Here is a 20,678-nt window from a genome sequence, read left to right on the forward strand (position 1 = left end):
GGCCGGTAGCGTTAAGCCTCCCAGATGGTCTCAGGGCCTGATCGGCTCGGGGGCCGGGAAGTTCATCACGGGCTGGCCCTTGAGCGCTTCCGACATGTAGGTCTGCCAGATCTCGGACGGGAACGACGCACCGTGGATCTTGTCCTGGCCACCGGTGCCGTACATCTCCAGGAATTCGTGCTTCTTGCTCTTCTCGTTGTCGTCGAGCCGGTACATGTCGATGGCGGTCGACAGCTGGGGCGTGTAGCCGACGAACCAGGCCGACTTGTTGCCGTCGGTCGTACCGGTCTTTCCGGCGACCTGCCGGCCGGGGAGCCGGACGTTCTTGCCGGTGCCCTCCGGCTCGTCCACAACCGAGCGGAGCACATCGGTCACATTGCTCGCGACGGCGCTGGAGAAGGCCTGCTCGGGCTTGTCCTCGTGCGCGAAGACCTTCCGGCCCGCGTACGTGACCTCCCTGACGGAGAACGGGTCACGCTGCTTGCCGTTCGCCGCGAACGTCCCATAGGCGGCGGCCATGCGGATGGCGCTGGGGGAAGAAATACCGATCGAGAAGGACGGAACGTTCGACTTGTTCAGGCTGGATTCCAGCAGACCGGCGTCGATGGCCGACTGCCTGACCTCCGGGATGCCGATGTCCATGCCCAGCTGCACGAAGGGCGAGTTGGCGGAGTGGACCATGGCTTCACGCAAGGTGATGTCCTTGAACGACTCGCCGCCGTCGTTGCTCTGCAGCCACTCCTCTCCCTTCTCGTTCTGCCAGACGGAGCCGTCGTAGTTTTTGATCTTCAGCTTGTTCTCGCCGCTGTACCGGCTCTTGTCCGGGTCGACGATCTTGCGCTCGGTCTTGTCCTGCTCCGGCCCGAGCTTGGGGTCGCGCACGCCGTCCCGCACGGCCGCGGCCAGGACGAACGGCTTGAAGGCCGACCCCACCTGGGCGCCGGTCTCATCGGCGCCGTTGGTGAAGTGCTTGGTCGAGTCCTCGCCGCCGTAGATGGCGACAATCTCTCCGGTTTCCGGATTGACCGAGGCACCACCGAACTGGACGTGCGTGTCCGTGTCAGGACGCTTCTTCGGATCGATTCTCACATCTTTGATGCGGTTGACCGCGGCCGTCAGCTTCTGGATCTTCCTCCTGTCAAAGGTCGTGTGGATCTCGTAGCCGCCATGCGCGAGATCGTCGGCGCCGATGCCCTTGTCGTTGGTGCTGAGGAAGTAGGACTTGGCGAGGTCTACCAGATAGCCGATCTGCCCGCTGAGCTGCCCGTTCTTGGCGGCGCTTCTCGGCATCGGGAAATTCTTGTACTTGACCCGCTCCGCGGCAGGGAGGTGACCGTCTTTGAGCATCTCGTCGAGGATCCAGTTCCAGCGCTCGGTGACACGGGCGGTGTTGGCCTCGGGCGTTGCGGCGGGATCGATGTCGACCGACCCGGCCGGGTCGAAGTGCACGGTGTCCTTCAGGAGCGAGGCCAGGAATGCACACTGCCCCGTGTTGAGGTTCTTGGCGTCGATTCCGTAGTACGTGCGGGCCGCCGCCTGGAGACCGTACGCGTCACGTCCGTAGTACGAGGTGTTCAGATAGCCGGCCATGATCTCCGGCTTGCCCATATTGGCGCCTACCTTGACGGAGACAATCAGCTCCTTGAACTTGCCGCTGAAGGTCTGCGACTGGTCGCCCAGCCGTGCGTTCTTCACATACTGCTGGGTGATCGTGGAGCCACCCTGGGGCTGCCCACCCTTGGCCATGTTCACCAGAGCCCGGCCGATACCCATCGGGTCGACACCCGAGTCCGTCCTGAACGTCTTGTTCTCTGCCGAGATCACCGCGTTCTGCATGTCCTCGGGGATCTGCGAGATCGGGATAATCTGCCGGTTGATCTCGCCACCGGTGGCGGCCATCTGCGTGCCGTCCGCCCAGTAGTAGACGTTGTTCTGCGCCTCGGCCGTTTTGATCGGGTCCGGGACCTCCACCATCGCGTAGGCAATGGTGGCAGCCGCCATCAGGCTGCCGATGAAGCCCAGACAGAGGCCGGTGACCAGCTTCCACGACGGCACCCCGCGCCGCCATCCGTACTTGTTGTGACGCGGATAGTCGATGCGACGGGCTCTGCCAGGGTCTCCGTCGCGGCCGTTGCCCGAGCCCTTGCCTCCGTCGCCTCCCCGGCCACCATCACTTCCGTCGTCGCCGGTGTTCGCCTCCTCGTGCAGGCCGTGACCGCCACGCTGGGTGGTACGACCGTCCTCGGCGTCTTCGCCGTTCGGATGCCGGCCCTCGTGCGAATCGGAAGGAGTCTGCGGGGTGGTGTCCCGGGAAGGGGCTGAGCGGTTGGACTGCTCGGCGGCACTGCTTGCCGCGGAAGGCTCGTCGCCCTGGGAATGCGGTGGCTTGGGACGGTGCTCGCTCATCGAACGACAACTCCTCGGGCAGGCAGGACGTCCGGAGGCGGCCGTCGCGCAACGGTCAGTTACTGCAATGCTGTTGGGCGCCAGGACATCGAAGATTGACGCGGCACAGCGTAACCGCTGGCCAAGGGGTCTGGATCTTGTATCGATGCGCGGGGCTTGCTCGTCGACGGGCGGGCCTCTGGCAGTTGGCGCCGGCAATGTCAGGATCAAACAGTGACGCGAACACGTCAAAACGGTGCAGAGTGGACACTGATCCGATCCGGGTTCGATGGAGACTCTAGGGTGTGACTGTGACCTGGTGTTCTGTGTTCTGCTGGTGGTAGGTGGCTTCGTATTCGGCGGGCGGGACGGGGCCGATCTCACCGGGTAGTCGGGCGAGGCGCGCGAGATGCACATCAGGGCCCCGGTGAAAGAGCTCTACAAGGCGGGCAAGACAAGCTGCAACCGGTGTTGGCACCGTTCGCAAACTCCGTATCGCCGCAGCCGTCGGCGGACAGAGTCGGCAACTCCTTGCAGCACTTCCAGGGAGAGCTTCAGCATCAACCCACGGACTATTGAGCTGCCGACGGACTTGGCGACGTCAGTACGGCCGCGGAATCTCGTGCGCTTCCAAGGCGGCGACGTAGCGCGTCAGCAGCGCGTCGAGGTCGGCCAGGAGGAGGACGGCGGTTTCCCGCGCCACGGCCAGGTCACCCTGGTCGAAGGCTTCCACCGCTTCAGCAAGGTCGCTGCGGAGGATGGAGAGGGAGTCACCCTGGATCAGAACGCCGGGGAACCGGCGGCCCGGCAGGCGCACCACTGCGTCGTTCCCGCCCTCGGTGAACAGCTCAGCCTCGACACGTTCCATGGAGCCATCCAACCTGACATCGCCATCTGACCTCAACGGCAGCAGACAGTACCGGCGTTGAGTGGTCGAGAGCAGGCGGGTCTCGCACGGCCAGGTGCTCTGCAAGGCACGAACGGCCAACCGGGAAGTTAGGGCGGTGGCCAACGACGGGGACAGTTCATGAGGCTCGTTGAATCTGGCTCTGATCGGGTCATGGATCTACCACGGAGCTGGTCACAAGCCGCGTGGAGAAACCTGGTTGCGAGGCAGGTGACCGGCCTCGAGATACGCGACCCATGGTTCTTGCGAGAGATGCCGAGGAGGTGACGCAACCGCTAACCCTCCCCGACGACGGCAAACCGACGGAATTCGCTGACCTGCAAGGACACGCGCGCTGCCTGGTGAGGGTCCCGCCTAGAGGTGTGGAGATTCCCGGTGAACTTCCGTACGCAGAGGTCGTCGGTCTCGGGGGTCCGGGCGGGTTCCAGATGGGGAACCGGCTGATGGCGAAGACTTCGAGAGTGGTGAGGAAGACCGCAAAGGGCGCCGGGACGCCCCGTCCGAAGCGCCCGCCGATCCGGCTCGGGGGATCAAGGCCGGTCGGATCGTGAATCGTCTTCGAGAGCTGCACCACCTGGGCGGAGACCCGGCGTACGAGCGGTTCCCAGGATCGGAGGAGCTGTTCCTCGTACGGAGCACGCGCAGACGTGGGCCGGGAAGCTGAAGCAGCCGAAGGACAGCCCGGTCAACGTGGTTGGCGAGGCCGCGGTGCTGCGGGCGACGTTGTGGCAGTGCCTGGGCGAGCAGGCTGACGCCGGACAGTTGGCAGCGATCGAGGACGGCCGGGCAGTTGGCAGCGATCGAGGACGGCCGGGCAGTCGGCGTGCCGTGGCACCACTTCGCCGAAGCGCTGTGTGTGACCAGCAGGGCACGTACCAGAAGGTCGGCGGCTGAAGGCCGAGCAGGTCCGCGAGCTCGGCGAGCGTCACCTACGCCTACAGCAAGACCAACGGCAGCGTCGGACACAAGACAAACGTGACCACCGCGGTCACCCTCTTGACCGGCCCCGCCAGACCCCAACTTCCCGGTCTTGGGATAAAGCCAGCCGGAGCGTCGGGCGGCATCTGCCGGTAACGCTGTGCTGATTCTCCCGGGCAGCCCGCTCGCCGCCTTGCTGGCTGTCCCATCTCATCGAACCTTGACCGACGTCACCGAACTCTGACCGAGTCTGATCATCTTGTCAGTGAGGCCGGGTGCTCTGCTCAGAAGACCAGCTCGCCGACACCCAGCAGGTTCCCCTCACTGTCACGGAACCAGGCGGCGCGTTCACCCCGTGCGCCCTTGCTCGGATAGTTCCCGTCGATCTCTGCGATCCCATCCCTCGTCCGGAGCCCAGGCACTTCGACCTCCTCGAACACCACGCCGCGCTGCTTGAGCTCCGCCACAACTGCCTCGATGCCGTCGACCTCCCACCCCATCTGAGTGAAGGTGCCGGGAGAGGCTCCCGTCGACATGAACAGCGCGAACTCCACACCCCCACACCGGTACAACAGCCCGCCGGGCCGCTCATCGACGGGTTCCAGACCGAGCAGCTCGGAGTAGAAACGCCGTGCCCGGTCCAGGTCCTGCGCGGGAAGCCTGGTCGCCACGCGTCCCCGGGCCAGAAGGTTCCTCTCGTCTGCGTTCATGCCTCCACTGTGCCGTGAGCAGTGGCCAGAGTGCGCGAAACCGGTGCGTAAAGCGCTCGAGTGGCTCTCCCGATGCCGCAGTGGCATCCGCGCATCCGCCACTCAAACTTCCCTACGTTCTTCCCCGGGACCGGGCGAGCCCTTCGTATGGTTGGCCCACCCAGGGGGCGTCGGGTGTGGCTTTCAACCTTCTGCCGCTTGTGGCTGGCATCGATTGGCCGCCCGACGCCCCACGACGACTCGGCTGCCAGTTAGGAATTGCGAATGATCGCTCCGTAGGGAATCGACAGCGAGGTCGTCCGTCGGGAGGCATCAGCACACCGCACCGCACGGAGGCACCATGGCCGCGATCTGGGCCGGCATCGACGCAGGCAAGACCCATCACCATTGCGTCGCGATCGACGAGAGCGGCCACCGGCTGCTGTCACGACGCGTCGCCAACGACGAGCCCGAGCTCCTCGAACTCCTCGCCGACGTCATGGCCCTGGGCGACGGGGTGACCTGGGGCATCGACCTGGCCGACGGCGGAGCCGCCCTGGCCATCGCGGTCCTCCTCAACCACGACCAGCCGCTGAACTACATCTCCGGCCGGGCCATCCACCGTGCCTCCGAGAGCTACCGCGGCGAGGCTGCTGCTGGAGAAGATGGAGCTGATGGGGGGACCGTTGCCCCTGCTGCCCGCTGGTGACCGGCCGAGTGAGGGGCGCGTACGCGTTGAGGCTCTGACCGTCTCACTGATCTGCTTCCGGCGTAGACGTCTCCAGATACTTGATCGCGGAGCGCAACCGTTCGGGGTCGTCCTTGAAGTGCCCGATGCCGAGATTGCAGGCGTGGCAGAGCAGACCCCTGACCTGCCCAGTCGAGTGGGAGTGGTCGACGCACGGGGTGAGGTCGCGTACGTCCGGATCGAAGGTCACCGCGCAGATCTCACAAGCGAAGTTCTGTGCTGTCAGCAGGGCCTCGAAGTCCTCCAGAGCCATCCCGTAGCTCACCCGCAGCCACCGTTTACGCTCCTTCTCCGCGAAGCATTTCCGGCAGACCCGCGCTTCTCCGTTGAAGTACCAGCCGACCCCGGCGTATAGGTGGCCGTTCACACACTTCAGGGTGTCCTCCCAGGACTTACGGCGTCTCCACTCATGCTCGCTGGGATCCTTGCCCTGCCGCCGCATGTGCGACGCGGCTTGACAGATGCGGCAGCTGCGGCGGCGGTTGGGGTCGATGTACAGGTTCTCGTCGGTCCACTCGTGCCCGTTCGCGCAGCGTTCGAGATCATCCTCTCGCCGTTGCCTCCCCTTGTACTGCCCCGCCTCACCGAGGGGCGCACGTCCTGGGCGCGGTTGGGATGTGGAGAGGTGCGCTGGAGACAGGCAGCGCTTGTTCCGGCACGTCTGCTTGACCTGCTGTCCCTTGCGCAGTGCCTCCCCGACATGGTGCTCGTACATCCAGCGGTGCAGCAGGATCTGCCGCGCTTTCCCTTCTTCCCGCCAGAGTTTGCGGTCCGTGGTCTGTGGCCGCCCCTCCTTGTTCACGGTGCCGGTCCACAGCAGACATTCCCCGGATTCGGTGCACTTCTTGAGCACGAAGGCGAGGGTGATGTCTTCGACCTCCTCGCGCTTGTACTCGGTCGACCCGTAGCGCGCGTTCCGCCGGTAGCAGGGCTGGCACTTGCCGTAACGCAGCGGGGAGTACTTCTTGCCGCATGCCTCGCACGTCTTCTCCACCGTGGCAGGGATATGACTCTGACGGACCATTCGCGAACCGTAGTCGTCGGCACTGACAGCCGTGGCCGCGGCAATGAAGTCAGGAACCCGCTGATGATCTCCCCTGACGCCGACCAAGGGCCAGAGCTGCACCCACGGCCATACCGACCGTGACGGTGTTGAGCACCACCCACTCCGCCAAGCCGAACCCATCACCGATCGGCAGCACGCCCATCAGCGCGCCGACCACCCACGAGACTTTGATCAGCAAGTACGGCGACAACGCCAGCCGCCCCATACGCCGCGCTCCGCCCGACCCGATCCCAGCGCTCCACCCGAACTCTCCTTCCATCAGCAGGAATCCAAGCCTCCGGCCTTACCCGCCCGGCCACATCCCCCGCCGGACGCATCCACCTCCCCCCACCCGGGGGAGGCGACGGGCGGCAACTGAGTACCGAAAGACCACCACGACGAGTCCTCCCGCACAGTGCGGTGAGCGAGCACTACGAGGAGTGCAGCCTCGCCATGTGAAGGGACTGAGCGCACGACTCGCCAACTCGGGGGGCACTCAGCCACCTCACCCGTAACCATCAGTTACCGGACAGCTCTTACGACCTTCCCCGCGATTGGGGTCGGGGCATGCTGGCGTGATGTGGGTCGGACGGTTCAGTAGTCTGCGGGGAAGGCGGGTACGAGTTCGGTGCCGGGCCGGTGGCGGGCGGCTCGTTTGGCGGCGCGATCGGAGACCAGGCCGGGGATCGCGCAGTGAGTCTCGGCGTAGTCCTGGCGGCGTCCTGTCCAGCGCTGCAGGGGGCGCCATTGACGCAGTTCGGCGTTTGCGTGTTCGACGTGGATCCGCTGGGAGGACTGGCGGCGCTTGGCCTGCCGCCAGCCGTACTGTTCGGTGATCGCTCCTTCGCCGAGGTTCTTCGGCTTGCCGGGCGGAGCGCTCGCCTGGTCGGGGAACTCGTTGGTAGGTCCCCGGTAGCCTTCGTCGACCTCGGCTTTCACGCGTGGGTAGAGCCGGAGCTGTTCAGCGATGCCCTCGGTGCGCATCGCAGTCTGGTCGTGCATCCGGCCCGGCCGCACCGCCCCGCACCACAGGGTGCGACCTTGGCCGTCGCTTATGGTGGTGGTCTTGATCGTGTTCTGCTTGTGCCTGCCGGAGACGAAGGCGGCCCGTCCCGGGCGTCCGGCCTTCGGCCGACGGACCTGGGTTTCGGTGCCGTTGATGCGCAGTGTGACGTTTTCGGCCTCGGCGTAGGCGAACATGTCGCCCAGGGTGGGCAGGCGCAGACCTGGTCGTTGCGGGGCGGCGAACCCGCGTTCGGCCAGCAGGCCTGATCTCGCCGATTGCCCGGCCGATCGTGGAGGACCCGACCTGGTAGATCACGCCGAGGGCCTCGTGGGTCAAACCGGTGCGCAAGTGGACCAGGGTGACCAGCAGTCGGTCGGTGAAGACCAACTCGTATTTTGGCCCAGCGCCGGCCTGGCGCCTCCGGTCGCCGCGGCGCCGCTGGCGGCGTCCGGACTCGCATTGCGCCTCCCACCGCGGCGCGAGTTCGGTGACAAGCTCGCCAAGGTGTGCCCGTGACAGCCCGCGGAAGGCGTAAATGGGACATGGCCGCGCGGGCCTGACCAAGGTTCACGCCTCGACAACCTAGTGGGCCACCAGCACGTCACTGCCTGCGTGAAGACGCGGTCAGGCGGGCTGCCACAGCTCGACCCGATTGCCCTCAGGATCGGTGACCCAGCCGAATCGACCGACACCCTCCATGTCCTGCGTTTCTTTGGCCACGTCCGCTCCCTTGGCGCGCAATTGCGCGAGCATCGCATCCAGGTCGCGGACCCGGAAGTTGAGCATGGTCTGCTGGGTGCGGGACCCGAAGTAGTCGGTCTCGGACTCGAACGTCGCGAACACCGTCAGCCCGGCTCCCTGACGCCACAGGCCGTTCTCATCGGCGTCCAGGCCTAGGCAATCGCGATACCACGCGCCCAGGGCCGTCGGGTCGGCGGCTCGCATGAAGTATCCACCGATTCCAAGCACACGTTCCATGCCGCTATCTTGCCAGGACGGCGATCGGGCGTGGTGGCACCACACCATCGCCCGCTTCACCCCCCGTCTCAATCGCGGGGGAACTCGTTAGTGGTGCTTCGTGAGGTCTACCGGTCTTGGCTGGTCGGGGGCATCGTGGAGGGATGATTCTTGGGGAGGTGGAACGGCTCCGGGTTGAGTTATCGGAGTTCGTTGCTGGTGTTCGCGCCGCTTCCGCGGCGGGATCAGCGTCGGTGGGGTGGGTGTTATCTGCGGGGTCTGATGCTGGATGGGCGGCATAAGTCGATCCAGCCGATGACGGAACGGTTGCCGGACGGGAACATGCAGGCCCTGCAGCAGTCCGTGAACCAGTCTCCGTGGGATCCGCTGCCGGTGCGGCGGCGGATCGCTGATGGCCCGCCCGGCAGCGGGCCCGCCACCGACCCAACGAAGCACAATTAGATGATGGCCCATCAAGTTACTGCTGTCTCCCCCGCACATGGCGGCGGAGCCCGTCCACGGACATAGCTGTTCCCAGTACGAGTGGCAGCGAGCATCAGGGGGTGCCCATGACGCGCTGTATCGAGTGCGAGGACACCGCCACGAAGCGCGGACGCTGCGAGACGCACCACGCCGAGTACGAGAACCGTCCGGCGGTACGTGCTCGGCGCAAGCGCCGCGCGATCCTCGCTCGAGGGGACTCGGCTGCTGCTCGGCTCCGCGGTCTCGTCCGCTCGGCAGGTGGGGCACGGTGTGCCCGGTGCGGGTCGCTCGCCTTCGCGGACGTGGACCACATGTAGCAGCTCGCACTCGGGGGCGAGGACACAGACGGAAGCGTTCAACCGCTCTGCCATGCGTGTCACCACGGGAAGACCAGCGAGGACTTTGGGGACACTCCGTCCGCGTTCTGACGTGCGTTCATCGCGTTGTGATCCACGCCGTGAACGCTGATCCGCCGCAGGTCACCAGGACCGTTAAGAGGCGCATTGGGACACGCTGAACAGTCATGCGGAACCCACCGATACGGATGTCCACTGCGAGGCTGTTGTGACTGGTCTTCATGGGCTGACCCTCCCTCAAGGTTTCCATGTTCCGTGCGAGCCGTCGCGGAGCGTAACGCGGGTGGTGGGCTGCCCGTCCACCACGATGCCGCTGGTAGACCCGAGATCCTGGATCGTCGAGCCTGGGACTCAGTCTGCATGACGCTCACGGAAATGCCGCAATACGGACATTGCGTTGTGGGAGCCCGCACACTCTGGTCCTGAGGAACCTCTAGCGCTGTGCCCACCCACGTGCTGTCCTTGCGGAACTCGACTGGGTCGAAGTGTTCAAGTCCTCACCGCTCGCTGAGGTGGAAGCGGAGAACGTGTGCTGCCGGGATTCGCATTCTTGGAATGGCGACGAGCGGTGCCTGTGCTCAAACTCCCCGCCGGTATCGGCAAGGTGGGCCACGCCACCGTGGAAGACCTGTGCGTGGCGTGGCCCGGATCGACCAGGTGGAACGGGACCTTTCGGAGCGCGGGCTCATGGTGGCTGCCGAGCGTGGCCCCGTGGAAAACGGAGCGGCCACCATTGCGGCGCAGTACCGGACTCAACTCGCCCGGTACATTCGCGAACTTGGTCTCTCCCCGTCCACGCGCACGGCGATTGCGGCGCCCGAGCCTGATGACAGCGACATCTGGGACTTCTGATCAACACCCCTCTACCCGCTTCCATTCACGGGGGCCCGGTAGAGGGGGCTTTGTCGTCTGCGCTGCCTGATGCTCGGCGAGGAGCGCAGCCCCGGCATCGTTCAGCGCTGCCTGAGTAAGCGTGAAGCCATCGGACTCCCTTCCTGTATTGCTGAATTGGTAGAAGAGCGAATGGGCGATGTTCCCGGCAAGCGTGTGGTCTTCAGCTTGCCCAAGGGCTGTCCCGTAAACTGCCTGCTCGGGGGCCTGATGGCATGATCAAGGGGTGATCGGTGAACCTGCTCCGCCCGGAGCCAAGAAGTATGTCCTGTTTGATGTCGATGGCACCTTGATCGATGCCGTGGACAACCAGCGCCGGGTTTGGCGAGTGTGGGCCGAGCGATACGGGCTGGATCCCGATGAGGTCTACCAAGTGGCGCTGCGGACGAGGCCGATGGAGACCTTCGCGCATGTCGTTCCGAACCGTGACCCGCGGGAGTGCCTGGCCGCGCTGCATGAACTCGAGGACGAGGACGTGCGGTCCGGCGTGTATACAGCTTTCGACGGTGCGTCTGAGCTGCTGGATGCTCTGCCCCCGGGGGCGTGGGCGCTGGTGACGTCGAATTACGAGCACCGGGTGCGCGGACGCTTCGCCCGGACCGGCTTGTCGGTCCCGGACGTCATCGTGGATGCTGCCTCCGTCGAGGAAGGCAAGCCCTCACCTGTCCCTTATCTGTTGGCTGCCAAGCGGCTCGGTGCCGAGCCGGAGGACTGTCTGGTTATCGAGGATGCCCCCTCCGGGGTGCAGTCCGGGCTGCGTGCCGGCATGACGGTGTGGGGGGTCAACGCTCCTGTGGCGGTGGATGGCGTGCATCGTCACTTCGGGAGCCTGGGCGAAGCGGTCTGCGACATTCTCGCCTTCACGTCCGGAACTCACCCTCACCATCCGGAGGGATCAGCGGCAGCGGAATGATCTTGCTGTGGCTGGTGTGATCACGGCGTCGGAGCCGTCTTGGACAGCCCCGTTCACCGGGCTGAGCCCGCGCCAGTTCGCGAAGCTGGTGACGGTGCTGCGTCGCGCCGGTGTCGATACTGTCCACCGGGGCCGGCCGTGGGGCTGGTCGCTGGATGACCGGACGCTGTTGGTCACGGCCTACTGGCGCACGAACTTGACGATGCGCCGGCTCCCCTCGCTGTTCGGCGTCTCGACGTCCGCGGTCGACCGCATCATCGATCGCCATGGCCCGCTGCTGGCACTGCAGCCCCGGCGCCGCTTCGCGAAGAACACCGTGCTCATCGTCGACGGCACCCTGGTCCCAACCCGCGATCACACAATCGCCGAACAGTCAAAGAACTACCGCTACTCCACCAACCACCAGGTCGTCATTGACGCCGACACCCGTCTGGTCGTCGTGGTCGGACCCCCACTGCCGGGCAACCGCAACGACTGCAAGGCATGGGGTGAGTTCGGCGCCAAGGCCGCCGTCGGCCACACCACGACGATCGCCGACGGCGGTTACCCCGGGACCGTACTCGTGATGCCGCACCGTCGCCGGGCCGGCGAGGAACTGGCCCGAGTGGAAACAGGCATGCGGCGGAGCTGGTCAGCGGTCGGGCGGAACTGGTCACCGAACATTGGCAGGCCGCAGACGGACTCAGCGTGGGTCGCCTCATCCTGTAGGTCTTCGGCGGCGACGTAGTCACGCTGGTTGAACAGCGTGTCGAACGCTTCCAGCACCAGTGTCTTGTTCTGTTCCGGAGTAGTCATGTGGTCCTCCACGAGGTAGCCGCTGCATCACCTCGCCCATCACCATGTCGATTGACATGGCTTCCACGCACACCGTGCCGCAAAGCGCACGCGGCGGATCCTAGCGCCACCGTCACCGGCGGGCGTGCGAGACCGGCACTGCCGACCGGCGTGGATGAACGGTTCCACTCACAACCGGGCCAATCGGGCGCGGAGCGAACCTCTGCGCCTGGACAGGTCAGTTGGCGGTGTGACCGCCATCGACGTTGAGGACATGGCCGGTGATGTATGAAGCTTCGTCCGATGACATGAAGACGACTGCATCGGCAAGCTCCTCCGGGAGGCCAAGGCGACCCAGCGGAACGTCCGACATCAGAGCCGCCTTGTTCTCCGGCGTGTCGGTGAAACGGGTCAGCATGCCAGTATCTGTGGGGCCAGGCGCCACGCCGTTTACGCGGATTCCCGACTTGGCGACCTCCAGAGCCACCGACTTGGTGATGCCTTCGACGGAATGTTTGCTGCCGACATAGACGGAGGCCCCGGCCGCACCCTCGTGCCCGTAGGTCGAGGAGATGTTGTTGTTGATGCTGCCGCCGCCCTGTCCCTGCATGACGCGCACCTGGGCCTGGCCCACTTCGAGGGCCGCACCTGGAACGGCTGGCACCACTACGTCACCCTTGTCTCCGCCGCCCATGCCTTCTGCACACTCCAGCGACTGGCCCGGACCCCAAAAGAAGCGGCGTCGGCCTGACCCTCTACCAGGTCGTCCGCGAGATGCAGTTACTCCTCGCCGTCTGGACCGGCGCCTGCCCCACCTGTCACCGCGACATACCCACGGCGATACCCACCTGATCCAAGCCCTACCAGGGCTGGCCGGTCCGACCCTCGGCACGTTGACAGGCGTCTGTCGACATGCTGCTATGAGGCGCTGCTCAGCCGGACCTGCGCCGCGTCGCATGCCGCTCGGGCACCGGATCGACGGCCACTTGACCGGGGGCGGCGCCCCCGAACCCAGAGCGAGGACCCATGCCACAGCGCGCCGCGACCATCGTCGGCGGCGGGATCGGCGGCCTCGCGGCGGCCATCGCCCTGCACCGCCGGGGCTGGCGCGTCGAGGTGCTGGAACGGGCCCCGGAGTTCACTGAGATCGGCGCCGGCATCTCCCTGTGGCCGAACGCGCTGCACGCGCTCGAAGTGCTCGGCCTGGCCGGCGCCGTCCGGGCACTCGGCGCCGTCGAGGCCACAGGCGGCGTACGCGACCGCCAGGGCCGCTGGCTGTCCCGTACGGACAACGCGGAGCTGGCGCGCCGCTTCGGCCATCCCTTGGTGGTCCTGCACCGCGCGGACCTGTTGCGGGTGCTCACCGAGGCGCTGCCCGCTGACAGCCTGCGGTCGGGCAGCGAGGTGTCCGCGGTCCGCGACGACGGCCACTGCCTGGTCGTCGATCACCATAGGGGCGAGTCCCGGCCCGACCTCGTGGTCGGCGCCGACGGGCTGCGCAGTGCGGTCCGCCGCGCCCTGTGGCCCGACGCGGCCGGCCCCCGGTACGCCGGTTACACCGCCTGGCGGATGGTCACCGAGCCCCTCGCCGAGCCGCCCTCCGAGGGCGCAGCGACCTGGGGCCGCGGGGCGAGGCTCGGCTACACGGCGCTGCCGGGCGGGCGGATGTACTGCTTCGCGACCGCGTCGCTGCCGGCGGGAGCGGCCTCCGGCTCGTCCGAGTACGCCGAACTGCTGCGCCGGTTCGGGTCCTGGCCGGATCCCATCCCCGCCCTCCTGGCCGCCGTCCCCGCGGACGGGGTGCTCCGACACGACCTGTACGACCTGCCGCCGCTGCCCTCCTTCGTCCGCGGCCGGGTCGCGCTGCTGGGCGACGCGGCCCATGCCATGACCCCTAATCTGGGCCAGGGCGCGTGCCAGGCGCTGGAGGACGCGGTCACCCTCGCCCACTGCCTTGACGGCCCCCCGGACGTGGCCGCCGCGCTCCGCTCGTACGACCTGCTGCGCCGCCCGCGGACCCAGGCCATCACGCGCCGCTCCGCCCGGCTCGGCGCAGTCGGCCAGCTGTCGTGGCCGCCCGCGGTGCTGCTGCGCGACACGGCCGCCCGGCTGACGCCGACGCGGGCGACACTGCGTTCCATGACGCCGGTGCTCGGCTGGACCGCGCCCGGTGACCGGGTGACCGCGACGGAGAGCGAGAGCCACTGATGCCGGACTGGACGTATCACCCGCTGCGCGGCTTGGCCGCTGCCGTCCTCGGCCGGCGCCGTTCGCAGCGCACCGCGCTGCGGCTGTTGGCCTCGATCGGCTCCCGTCCCGCTGGCGCGCGGCTGATCGCCCGGGGGTTCGGCCACCGCCATCCGCCCAAGCGGCTCGCCGGCGAGATCGCCGGCGTGCCCGTGACCGTCCGCCTCGGCATATCTGTCCCGCCCTCGCTCGCCCGCGACGCGATACGCGCCATGCCCCCCCTCGGGGCTGGTGTCGTCGAGGTGGCGCCGGTCTCGGCGGCCGACGCGGAGACCGTACGCGAGGCCGCTGCCGGCCGCTCGATTCCGCTGGTTGTCCGTGCCTACGACCCGGAGGCCGAGGCCGCCCTCAAGCCCCATGTCGACGGGTTCACCAGCAGCGACGACCCGCACGTCGTCCATGTGTCCCACCCGTCGGTCACCGCCGCGGCCGCCGCGCTCGAGGAGCCAGGCGCCGTCGTGCTCGCCCGGCCCGGGGTGCTCGTCGCGGCCGGACCCGGCTGGTTCGCACGGGTCACCGAGGCAGCCACGCCCACCGCGCCCGCTCCGGTGCTACGGGATGTCGGCCGCGATCCCCGCCGCTGGCCCGCCTGGTGGTGGGCGCTGCTCGTCGGGCTCGGTATGACGGGCGCCGGACTCGGCGCCGCTGCGATCACGCTTGGGCCGGTGCTGCTCTGGTACGACCGCGACTACCTCGGCATGACGCTGCACGAACTGCATGCCGCCAACCACCACCTCGTGCACTTCCTCCAGCACGACCGGATCACCATGGCCGGCACGATGGTAGCGATCGGCGCCCTCTACACCGGCCTGGCCGTGGGCGGGATCAGACGCGGCTGGCCCTGGGCCCGCGAGGTGTATCTGCTCTCGGGGGCGATCGGCTTCCCCACCTTGTTCTACTTCCTGGCCACCGGCTTCGTGGAACCCCTGCACACGGCCACCACCATCGTGCTGTTCCCGATGTTCGTGGCCGCGGTCCGTCGGACCCCGCACGCACCGCGGTGGCGCCTGGCATCCGAGGGGCCAGAGCCGGAGCGCCGACGGGCGCTGGCTGGCCAGCTGCTGCTGATCCTCACAGGAGCGGGGCTGTTCGTCGGCGGAGCGGTGATCTCGGTGGTCGGTCTGACCGGTGTCTTCGTGCCGACCGACTTGGCCTTCCTGGGCACCAGCACGCAGACGCTGGAAGCCGTGAACCCCCGGCTTGTGCCGTTCGTCGCCCATGACCGCGCGGGGTTCGGGGGCGCCCTGATGGCCGCCGCGGTGGCGATCATTCTGCTCAGCGCGTGGGGCTGGCGGCGGGGTGAGGCCTGGATGTTCTGGACCCTGGCCGCGGCGGCGGCCGCCGGCTTCCTGCCGGCTGTCGTGGTGCACGGCGCGATCCACTACACGGACTTCATCCACCTCGCGCCGGTCTACTTCGGCATCGCCATGACCGGCATCGGCCTGCTGCTCGCGCGTCCGTACCTCTGCGCCAAGGCGTCGGCGAGGCCGAAAGACTGACGGGCCGCCCCGGCGAGCGCTCCACCACGAGCGCATGGACGACTCGGACGCCCCCGATCCACCGGACTGGCAGCTGTACGCGGTTGGGTTTCTGGGCCCGGCGAAGGCTCGATCGTCGGCGAGAGCGGGCGGGCGGCGTCGTACATCCGCCGCGAAGTCCTCCAGACGACACCGGACTTCATCCAACTCCCCAGGTGTCACATCGGTGCGCCGCCGGGCCGGGCGGCGCGGGCAAGCGTTTTCCCGGCGCCCTTCTTGCGGCGGTTGACGCCCCACAGGCGGTCGTCGCCGACCGAGTAGCAGCCGTGGAAGTGCCGGACTCCGTGGGTGCGGTGGTAGGTGGCGGGCAACCTGTCGGGACGTCGTTGTTCAGCCCAGCCCGAGCCCGCGGTGGGGCGGATGCCGAGCGGGCCGAACTCGTCGAACGCGAAGACCCGGTTCGGGAAGCGGTCCAGGACGTGCTCGTGGCTCCTGACGCAAGCTCTCGCTGGTACAACAGCGGTCGCGGACTTCGAGGAGATACCCAGCCACAAGGATCTGGCGGCCGATCCCTGGACAACCACTGCCAGCCGCTGGGGCACCGCCCACCAGGCGGGGAGTGACCAGTGCGACTGGTTCGAGGAGCTCATCAGGCGAGCATCCGAGCTCAGGCACGCGACTGTACCGCGGCCGTACTGGCCGCAGCGGCACGGCAGCGGAATCTTCCCATGACGACCGCACTGCACGAGACGCCCGACGGGACTTCGCGCGGCTCATCGGTGAGTTCGTCGGCAGCGCCTACCTGGCCGAGGTGTTCGGCCCGTCACCGCCCTCATGCTCGCCGCCCGCGACCTGGAGGGTTAGCTGGTGGGACCGCCTGTCTGGGATGGCGAGGGCCAGGGATAGGTCGGATCCCCGGTGATCTTCACCTGCTGGGGGGTGTTTCTGGGGAAGGTCCAGATACGGCCCAGGGTGCTGGTGGCGGTCACCGTGGTTTCGTCCAAGGTGACTTCGGTGAACGGATTGGACGAGCAGGAGACCGCGATCCATTCCAAGGTGTTGTGGTCATCGTCCCGAGTCAGGGCGACCCAGCCGATACTGCCGTGGTCCGATGATTCACCTGCCAGGGCACGGCTTCCGGCGTAGGTGCATGAGGCAAACGTCGTATCGACGTCCATCCAGTCGCTGGGGGTCCACGCGGTGGCTCGTAGGACCTCCCACCACTGCCAGTCCTCGGCCCGCATGTCATGGAGCCGGCCTGCGGGGGAGAACCGAACGAGTTCCATTACCGACAGGGATCCGTCGGAGAACACGATGAAGTCTCCGTGGGGCGCCTCCCGGGCACGCCAACGGTCATGCACCAGATCAGCGTTGGGTGTCGCGTCGGGGGAGCTCACACCCGCAATGATGACATCGAGGAACAGCGCGAGGAGAGGGCTGCATCGGTCAACCATCCCGTCGGCCCACCAGAACTGGAACCAGAGGCCCGCCAGGCGGGGCAGGCGGCCACCGTCTCTGCCCCCCTCACCCCGTGCGCTGAGCGCATGACCCGCCAACCGGAGCGCCCATCCGCCACTGAGTCACACCCACTACGCAAGATCACGATCTACGGCTGGAGTACTAGTAGTGCTTCGTTACCTCTCCCGATCTTGGCTGGTCGGGGGCATCGTGGAGGGATGAGGCTTGGGGAGGTGGAACGGCTCCGGGGTGAGTTATCGGAGTTCGTTGCCGATGTGTTCGCCTCGCTCCCGCGGCGGGATCAGCGTCGGAGAGGCGGGTGTTATCTGCGGGGGCTGATGCTGGATGGCCGGCGCAAGTCGATCCAGCCGATGGCTGAGCGGCTGCCGGACGGGAACATGCAGGCCCTGCAGCAGTTCGTGAACCAGTCGCCGTGGGATCCGCTGCCGGTGCGGCGGCGGATCGCCGAGCGTCTGACCGAGGTGATCACGCCCGAGGTTTGGGTGGTCGACGATGTGTCGTTCCCCAAATGCGGCACTGCTTCGGTCGGGGTGGCCCGCCAGTACTGCGGCGCAGTGGGCAAGCGGGCCAACTGCCAGGTCGCCGTCAGCGTCCACGCTGCCACCGACACCGCCTCCTGCCCATTGGACTGGGAGTTGTTCCTGCCGGAGGAGTGGGCGCACGACCACCGGCGGCGACGAGCCGCCGGGGTCCCCGACGAGGTCGCTCACGTGTCCAAGGCCTGGCTGTCCATGCGTATCCTCGACCGGCTCGCCGCGGACGGGCAGGTCGTGCCGGTGATCGTGGCGGATGCTGGTTATGGCCGCAGCGTCACCTTCCGGCTGGCGCTGGAAGAGCGGGGCTGGTCGTATGTGGTGGCCGTCCAGCCCAAAGAGGTCGCCCGGCCGGCTGATGCCGAGCCGTATCTGCCGGCCTATGGCGGGCTGGGGCCGCCCACCCTGCCCCGCTACCGCACCCCGGCCCGGCCCCTGCCCGAGCTCATCGACGCCGGTGCCTCTTTCCAGGAGGTCACCTGGCGCGAAGACAGCAAGGGGGTGATGACCTCGCGTTTCGCTGTGCTCGAAGTGAGGCCGTCGGGCAAGGAAGCCTGCCGCACCGCCCAGGAACAGGGCGGCGGCCGCAGCCGGTGGGACGGTGTGCTGCCACTGCGGACCCTGCTCGTCGAACAACCAGACGCGGCAGCCGAACCCACCGGCTACTGGATGTCCAACCTGCCCGCCGCCACCCCGATCGAGGACCTGGTGCGGTGGGCCAAAATGCGCTGGCGCATCGAGCACGACTACCGCGAACTCGTCGTGATCATCGGGTGGTCCTTGAGGTCTTTGATCCAGATCATCGAGGCGTGCAGGTGGAGACTGGCGAGGTAGCTGTCGGGAGTCTTGTCGTATCGGGTGTCTCACCGTCCCAGTTCCGGCCTCCTGGTACGTCACGCTCTGGGGCGGGTGAGGCACGTGGAGCCGACGTGAGCCGACCGGTGCACTGATGTCCGGGCGGGGACTCATGGGACATGGCCCGGCACCCGGCTCAGGTTCCGGGGAGGATACGGCGCGTTTCGTAGGCCCACATCGCGATCTCGACCCGGTTGCGGGCGCCGAGTTTGGCCATCAGGCTGGCCAGATGCGTCTTCACCGTGCTGAGGCTTATGTGCAGTGCATCGGCGATCTCGGTGTTGGTCAGCCCGCGGGCGACGGCGAGGAGCACCTGCTCCTCGCGGGCGGTGACGGGTGAGACCGGCTGGGCCGCGGGCCGGCCGGCGGGCAGGTCCGCGAATGCCTGGAGCAGGCGGACGGTGACGCTGGGCGCGATGAGCGCCTCACCGTCGGACGCCGACCGTACGGCCTGCGCCAGAAGGTCCGGTCCCGTGTCCTTGAGGAGGAATCCGCGGGCGCCGGCACGCAGTGAGCCGTAGACGTACTCGTCGAGGTCGAACGTGGTGATGACGACCACGGCCAGCGGGTCGGCGACGCCCGGGCCGGCGACCAGCCGGGTGGCCTCGAGCCCGTCGAGTACGGGCATGCGGATGTCGAACAGGCAGACGTCGGGGCGTAGTTCGCGGGCCAGACGTACCGCTTCCCGCCCGTCGGCGGCCTCGCCGACCACCTCGATGCCGGGCTGGGCGTTCAGCATGATCCGCAACCCGGTGCGGATGATCGTCTGGTCGTCAGCGACGAGGACGCGAATGGACACCGCTCTCGCTCCTCGCTCTCGGCAGTTCGGCTTCGACATGCCAGCCCCGGTCGGTACCCGGGCCGGCTCGTAGTGTGCCGCCGAGCAGGGTCGCGCGCTCGCGCAGTCCGGTAAGTCCGTATCCGTCGCGACCCCGGCCGGTGCGCCGGCCGTTGTCGCGCACGCTCACCCGTACCGTGTGCCGTTCCGCGGCGACCCGAACGACGAGCTCGGTCGCGTCGACCGCATGGCGCAGCGCGTTGGTCACCGACTCCTGCACGATCCGGTAGACGGCCGCGTCCACGGCCGGGGGCAGCGCGTCCAGTTCGCCGTCGAGCCCCAGGTCGACCCTGAGGCGACCACCCGGGGTGCGCACCAGGCGCTCCAGATCCGCGACTCCGGCAGGGGGCGCCAGCTCGGCGCCGACCCCGCGGTCGCGCAGCGCGGCGACCATGGCGCGCATTTCCTCCAGCGTGCGCGCCCCTTCCTCCTCGACCCCCTCCAGCGCCTCGACGGCGGCGGACGGGTCGGTGCCCGCGAGCACCCGGCCCGCCTGGGCGATGATCACCATGGCCGACACGTGGTGGGCCACCGTGTCGTGCAGTTCCCGGGCGAGCTGCTCGCGCTCGCGGGAGCGCACCTGCTCCAACTGCCGCTCGCGAGCGGTCACCCGGAACCGCACGGCAGCCCCGACCACGCCGGGCAGCAGCAGGAAGACGAAGCCCACGACATTTTCGACGACCGGGGTCTCGTCCGTGACGGAACACAGCGCGCCGGCCGCGAGGATCACCGCGCCGCCCAGCACGATCTCGCGTCCCGATCCCCACCGGGGCAGCGCGTACACCAGCACGAGCACGACCGCGCCGGTGTACAGGCCGACGGGCTCGCGCGGTGCGGCGACGAGCGAGGCCACCTGAAGCAGGATCACCGAGCCGAACGCCAGCGTCACCATCGCCAGCGGGCGGGTCCGGCGCCACAGGGGCAGCAGGCACAGCCATACGGCGAACACCACCGCCACCGGCCGCCACACGACGTTCTCGCGCAGGGTGGCCTCCAGCGCCACACCGGCAACGCCCGCGGCGAGCAGCGCCCAGTCCCGCCGCACCCGGGCGGGCGCGTCGGGCGGCCGGGGTTCGGTCCACAGGGTTCGCAGGTCGTCTCGGAGCACGGTTCTCAGCCTAGGGACCGCGGCGTGCCGCGCATCGGCCGAAAGGACGGGTCGTCACTCCGCCCCGG

At 67.8% G+C, this 20,678-nt stretch carries 16 protein-coding genes and 7 pseudogenes; 9 read left to right on the plus strand and 14 right to left on the minus strand.

The features are described from left to right. Positions 1-30 precede the first annotated feature (30 nt). From ACFYXH_RS22420 to ACFYXH_RS22430, 3 genes are all read right to left on the minus strand, one after another. Positions 31-2,406 carry a transglycosylase domain-containing protein gene (locus tag ACFYXH_RS22420; protein ID WP_389565626.1) on the minus strand — a complete coding sequence of 792 codons (2,376 nt, stop codon included), beginning with the start codon at positions 2,404-2,406 and terminating at the stop codon, positions 31-33. 580 nt (positions 2,407-2,986) lie between these two features. Then, complete coding sequence (locus tag ACFYXH_RS22425) at positions 2,987-3,253, minus strand: DUF6959 family protein (RefSeq protein ID WP_389565628.1); 267 nt, start codon at positions 3,251-3,253, stop codon at positions 2,987-2,989. A 1,241-nt stretch (positions 3,254-4,494) separates the two neighbouring features. Continuing rightward, positions 4,495-4,920 (minus strand): VOC family protein, encoded by a 426-nt coding sequence (locus tag ACFYXH_RS22430; protein ID WP_389565631.1) that lies wholly within the window; start codon positions 4,918-4,920, stop codon positions 4,495-4,497. A gap of 340 nt (positions 4,921-5,260) precedes the next feature. Here ACFYXH_RS22430 and ACFYXH_RS22435 point away from each other — a divergent pair, with 340 nt between their 5' ends. Further along, positions 5,261-5,608 (plus strand): transposase, encoded by a 348-nt coding sequence (locus ACFYXH_RS22435; RefSeq protein ID WP_389565634.1) that lies wholly within the window; start codon positions 5,261-5,263, stop codon positions 5,606-5,608. 43 nt (positions 5,609-5,651) lie between these two features. Here ACFYXH_RS22435 and ACFYXH_RS22440 read toward each other — a convergent pair whose 3' ends face one another. The 5 genes and pseudogenes from ACFYXH_RS22440 to ACFYXH_RS22460 all read right to left on the minus strand — a co-directional run bounded on the left by ACFYXH_RS22440 (position 5,652) and on the right by ACFYXH_RS22460 (position 8,676). Next, positions 5,652-6,671 carry an endonuclease VII domain-containing protein gene (locus tag ACFYXH_RS22440; protein ID WP_389565637.1) on the minus strand — a complete coding sequence of 340 codons (1,020 nt, stop codon included), beginning with the start codon at positions 6,669-6,671 and terminating at the stop codon, positions 5,652-5,654. A 49-nt stretch (positions 6,672-6,720) separates the two neighbouring features. Next, the gene (locus ACFYXH_RS22445; protein ID WP_389565640.1) at positions 6,721-6,918 is read right to left on the minus strand and encodes a hypothetical protein; all 198 of its coding nucleotides are present in this window, start codon (positions 6,916-6,918) and stop codon (positions 6,721-6,723) included. Positions 6,919-7,286: 368 nt separating this feature from the next. Continuing rightward, positions 7,287-7,892, minus strand: a complete 606-nt coding sequence (locus tag ACFYXH_RS22450; RefSeq protein WP_389565643.1) for a transposase family protein — start codon at positions 7,890-7,892, stop codon at positions 7,287-7,289. Between the two features lie 109 nt (positions 7,893-8,001). Further along, positions 8,002-8,262, minus strand: a pseudogene (locus tag ACFYXH_RS22455) (transposase family protein); the annotation flags it as partial. Between the two features lie 60 nt (positions 8,263-8,322). Further along, a complete protein-coding gene (locus ACFYXH_RS22460) occupies positions 8,323-8,676 on the minus strand; it encodes a VOC family protein (RefSeq protein WP_389565645.1) in 354 nt (117 codons plus the stop codon). A 143-nt stretch (positions 8,677-8,819) separates the two neighbouring features. On the opposite strand from ACFYXH_RS22460, the pseudogene ACFYXH_RS22465 reads away from it, so the two are divergent. Then, positions 8,820-9,069, plus strand: a pseudogene (locus ACFYXH_RS22465) (transposase); the annotation flags it as partial. 662 nt (positions 9,070-9,731) lie between these two features. On the opposite strand, the pseudogene ACFYXH_RS22470 reads toward ACFYXH_RS22465, so the two are convergent. Continuing rightward, positions 9,732-9,836, minus strand: a pseudogene (locus ACFYXH_RS22470) (FHA domain-containing protein); the annotation flags it as partial. A 297-nt stretch (positions 9,837-10,133) separates the two neighbouring features. Here ACFYXH_RS22470 and ACFYXH_RS22475 point away from each other — a divergent pair. The 3 genes and pseudogenes from ACFYXH_RS22475 to ACFYXH_RS22485 all read left to right on the plus strand — a co-directional run. Further along, a complete protein-coding gene (locus ACFYXH_RS22475; protein WP_389565648.1) occupies positions 10,134-10,346 on the plus strand; it encodes a P27 family phage terminase small subunit in 213 nt (70 codons plus the stop codon). A 265-nt stretch (positions 10,347-10,611) separates the two neighbouring features. Continuing rightward, positions 10,612-11,298 (plus strand): HAD family hydrolase, encoded by a 687-nt coding sequence (locus tag ACFYXH_RS22480; RefSeq protein WP_389565651.1) that lies wholly within the window; start codon positions 10,612-10,614, stop codon positions 11,296-11,298. A gap of 7 nt (positions 11,299-11,305) precedes the next feature. Further along, positions 11,306-11,912, plus strand: a pseudogene (locus tag ACFYXH_RS22485) (transposase); the annotation flags it as partial. 398 nt (positions 11,913-12,310) lie between these two features. Here the strand turns inward: ACFYXH_RS22485 and ACFYXH_RS22490 are convergent. Further along, positions 12,311-12,682, minus strand: coding sequence for an SDR family NAD(P)-dependent oxidoreductase (locus ACFYXH_RS22490; RefSeq protein ID WP_389565654.1), 372 nt, complete (start codon positions 12,680-12,682; stop codon positions 12,311-12,313). Between the two features lie 9 nt (positions 12,683-12,691). On the opposite strand from ACFYXH_RS22490, the pseudogene ACFYXH_RS22495 reads away from it, so the two are divergent. From ACFYXH_RS22495 to ACFYXH_RS22505, 3 genes and pseudogenes are all read left to right on the plus strand, one after another. Further along, positions 12,692-12,823: pseudogene (locus ACFYXH_RS22495) on the plus strand (IS701 family transposase); the annotation flags it as partial. Positions 12,824-13,098: 275 nt separating this feature from the next. Then, positions 13,099-14,280, plus strand: a complete 1,182-nt coding sequence (locus ACFYXH_RS22500; protein ID WP_389565656.1) for an FAD-dependent monooxygenase — start codon at positions 13,099-13,101, stop codon at positions 14,278-14,280. Next, positions 14,280-15,818 (plus strand): hypothetical protein, encoded by a 1,539-nt coding sequence (locus ACFYXH_RS22505; RefSeq protein ID WP_389565658.1) that lies wholly within the window; start codon positions 14,280-14,282, stop codon positions 15,816-15,818. The genes ACFYXH_RS22500 and ACFYXH_RS22505 overlap by 1 nt, the downstream gene beginning before the upstream one ends. Positions 15,819-16,018: 200 nt before the next feature. Here ACFYXH_RS22505 and ACFYXH_RS22510 read toward each other — a convergent pair. Together ACFYXH_RS22510 and ACFYXH_RS22515 are read right to left on the minus strand one after the other, a co-directional pair. Further along, positions 16,019-16,282: pseudogene (locus ACFYXH_RS22510) on the minus strand (IS630 family transposase); the annotation flags it as partial. A 375-nt stretch (positions 16,283-16,657) separates the two neighbouring features. Beyond that, the gene (locus tag ACFYXH_RS22515; RefSeq protein WP_389565660.1) at positions 16,658-17,194 is read right to left on the minus strand and encodes a hypothetical protein; all 537 of its coding nucleotides are present in this window, start codon (positions 17,192-17,194) and stop codon (positions 16,658-16,660) included. A gap of 279 nt (positions 17,195-17,473) precedes the next feature. On the opposite strand from ACFYXH_RS22515, the pseudogene ACFYXH_RS22520 reads away from it, so the two are divergent. Beyond that, positions 17,474-18,568, plus strand: a pseudogene (locus ACFYXH_RS22520) (IS701 family transposase); the annotation flags it as partial. A gap of 232 nt (positions 18,569-18,800) precedes the next feature. Here the strand turns inward: ACFYXH_RS22520 and ACFYXH_RS22525 are convergent. After that, positions 18,801-19,463: a response regulator transcription factor gene (locus ACFYXH_RS22525; protein WP_147977719.1), complete on the minus strand. Its 663-nt coding sequence runs from the start codon at positions 19,461-19,463 to the stop codon at positions 18,801-18,803. Continuing rightward, positions 19,438-20,610, minus strand: a complete 1,173-nt coding sequence (locus tag ACFYXH_RS22530) for a sensor histidine kinase (protein WP_389565664.1) — start codon at positions 20,608-20,610, stop codon at positions 19,438-19,440. Before ACFYXH_RS22530 ends, ACFYXH_RS22525 begins: the two co-directional genes overlap by 26 nt. Positions 20,611-20,678 lie beyond the last annotated feature (68 nt).

The sequence above is a fragment of the Streptomyces sp. NPDC002730 genome (assembly GCF_042888805.1).
Taxonomy (GTDB): domain Bacteria; phylum Actinomycetota; class Actinomycetes; order Streptomycetales; family Streptomycetaceae; genus Streptomyces.

Coding starts and splice junctions, on each gene's coding strand:
- ACFYXH_RS22420 (WP_389565626.1), bottom strand. CDS start 2,406: ATGAGCGAGCACCGTCCCAAGCCACCGCATTCCCAGGGCGACGAGCCT.
- ACFYXH_RS22425 (WP_389565628.1), bottom strand. CDS start 3,253: ATGGAACGTGTCGAGGCTGAGCTGTTCACCGAGGGCGGGAACGACGCA.
- ACFYXH_RS22430 (WP_389565631.1), bottom strand. CDS start 4,920: ATGAACGCAGACGAGAGGAACCTTCTGGCCCGGGGACGCGTGGCGACC.
- ACFYXH_RS22435 (WP_389565634.1), top strand. CDS start 5,261: ATGGCCGCGATCTGGGCCGGCATCGACGCAGGCAAGACCCATCACCAT.
- ACFYXH_RS22440 (WP_389565637.1), bottom strand. CDS start 6,671: ATGGTCCGTCAGAGTCATATCCCTGCCACGGTGGAGAAGACGTGCGAG.
- ACFYXH_RS22445 (WP_389565640.1), bottom strand. CDS start 6,918: ATGGGGCGGCTGGCGTTGTCGCCGTACTTGCTGATCAAAGTCTCGTGG.
- ACFYXH_RS22450 (WP_389565643.1), bottom strand. CDS start 7,892: ATGTTCGCCTACGCCGAGGCCGAAAACGTCACACTGCGCATCAACGGC.
- ACFYXH_RS22460 (WP_389565645.1), bottom strand. CDS start 8,676: ATGGAACGTGTGCTTGGAATCGGTGGATACTTCATGCGAGCCGCCGAC.
- ACFYXH_RS22490 (WP_389565654.1), bottom strand. CDS start 12,682: ATGCAGGGACAGGGCGGCGGCAGCATCAACAACAACATCTCCTCGACC.
- ACFYXH_RS22500 (WP_389565656.1), top strand. CDS start 13,099: ATGCCACAGCGCGCCGCGACCATCGTCGGCGGCGGGATCGGCGGCCTC.
- ACFYXH_RS22505 (WP_389565658.1), top strand. CDS start 14,280: ATGCCGGACTGGACGTATCACCCGCTGCGCGGCTTGGCCGCTGCCGTC.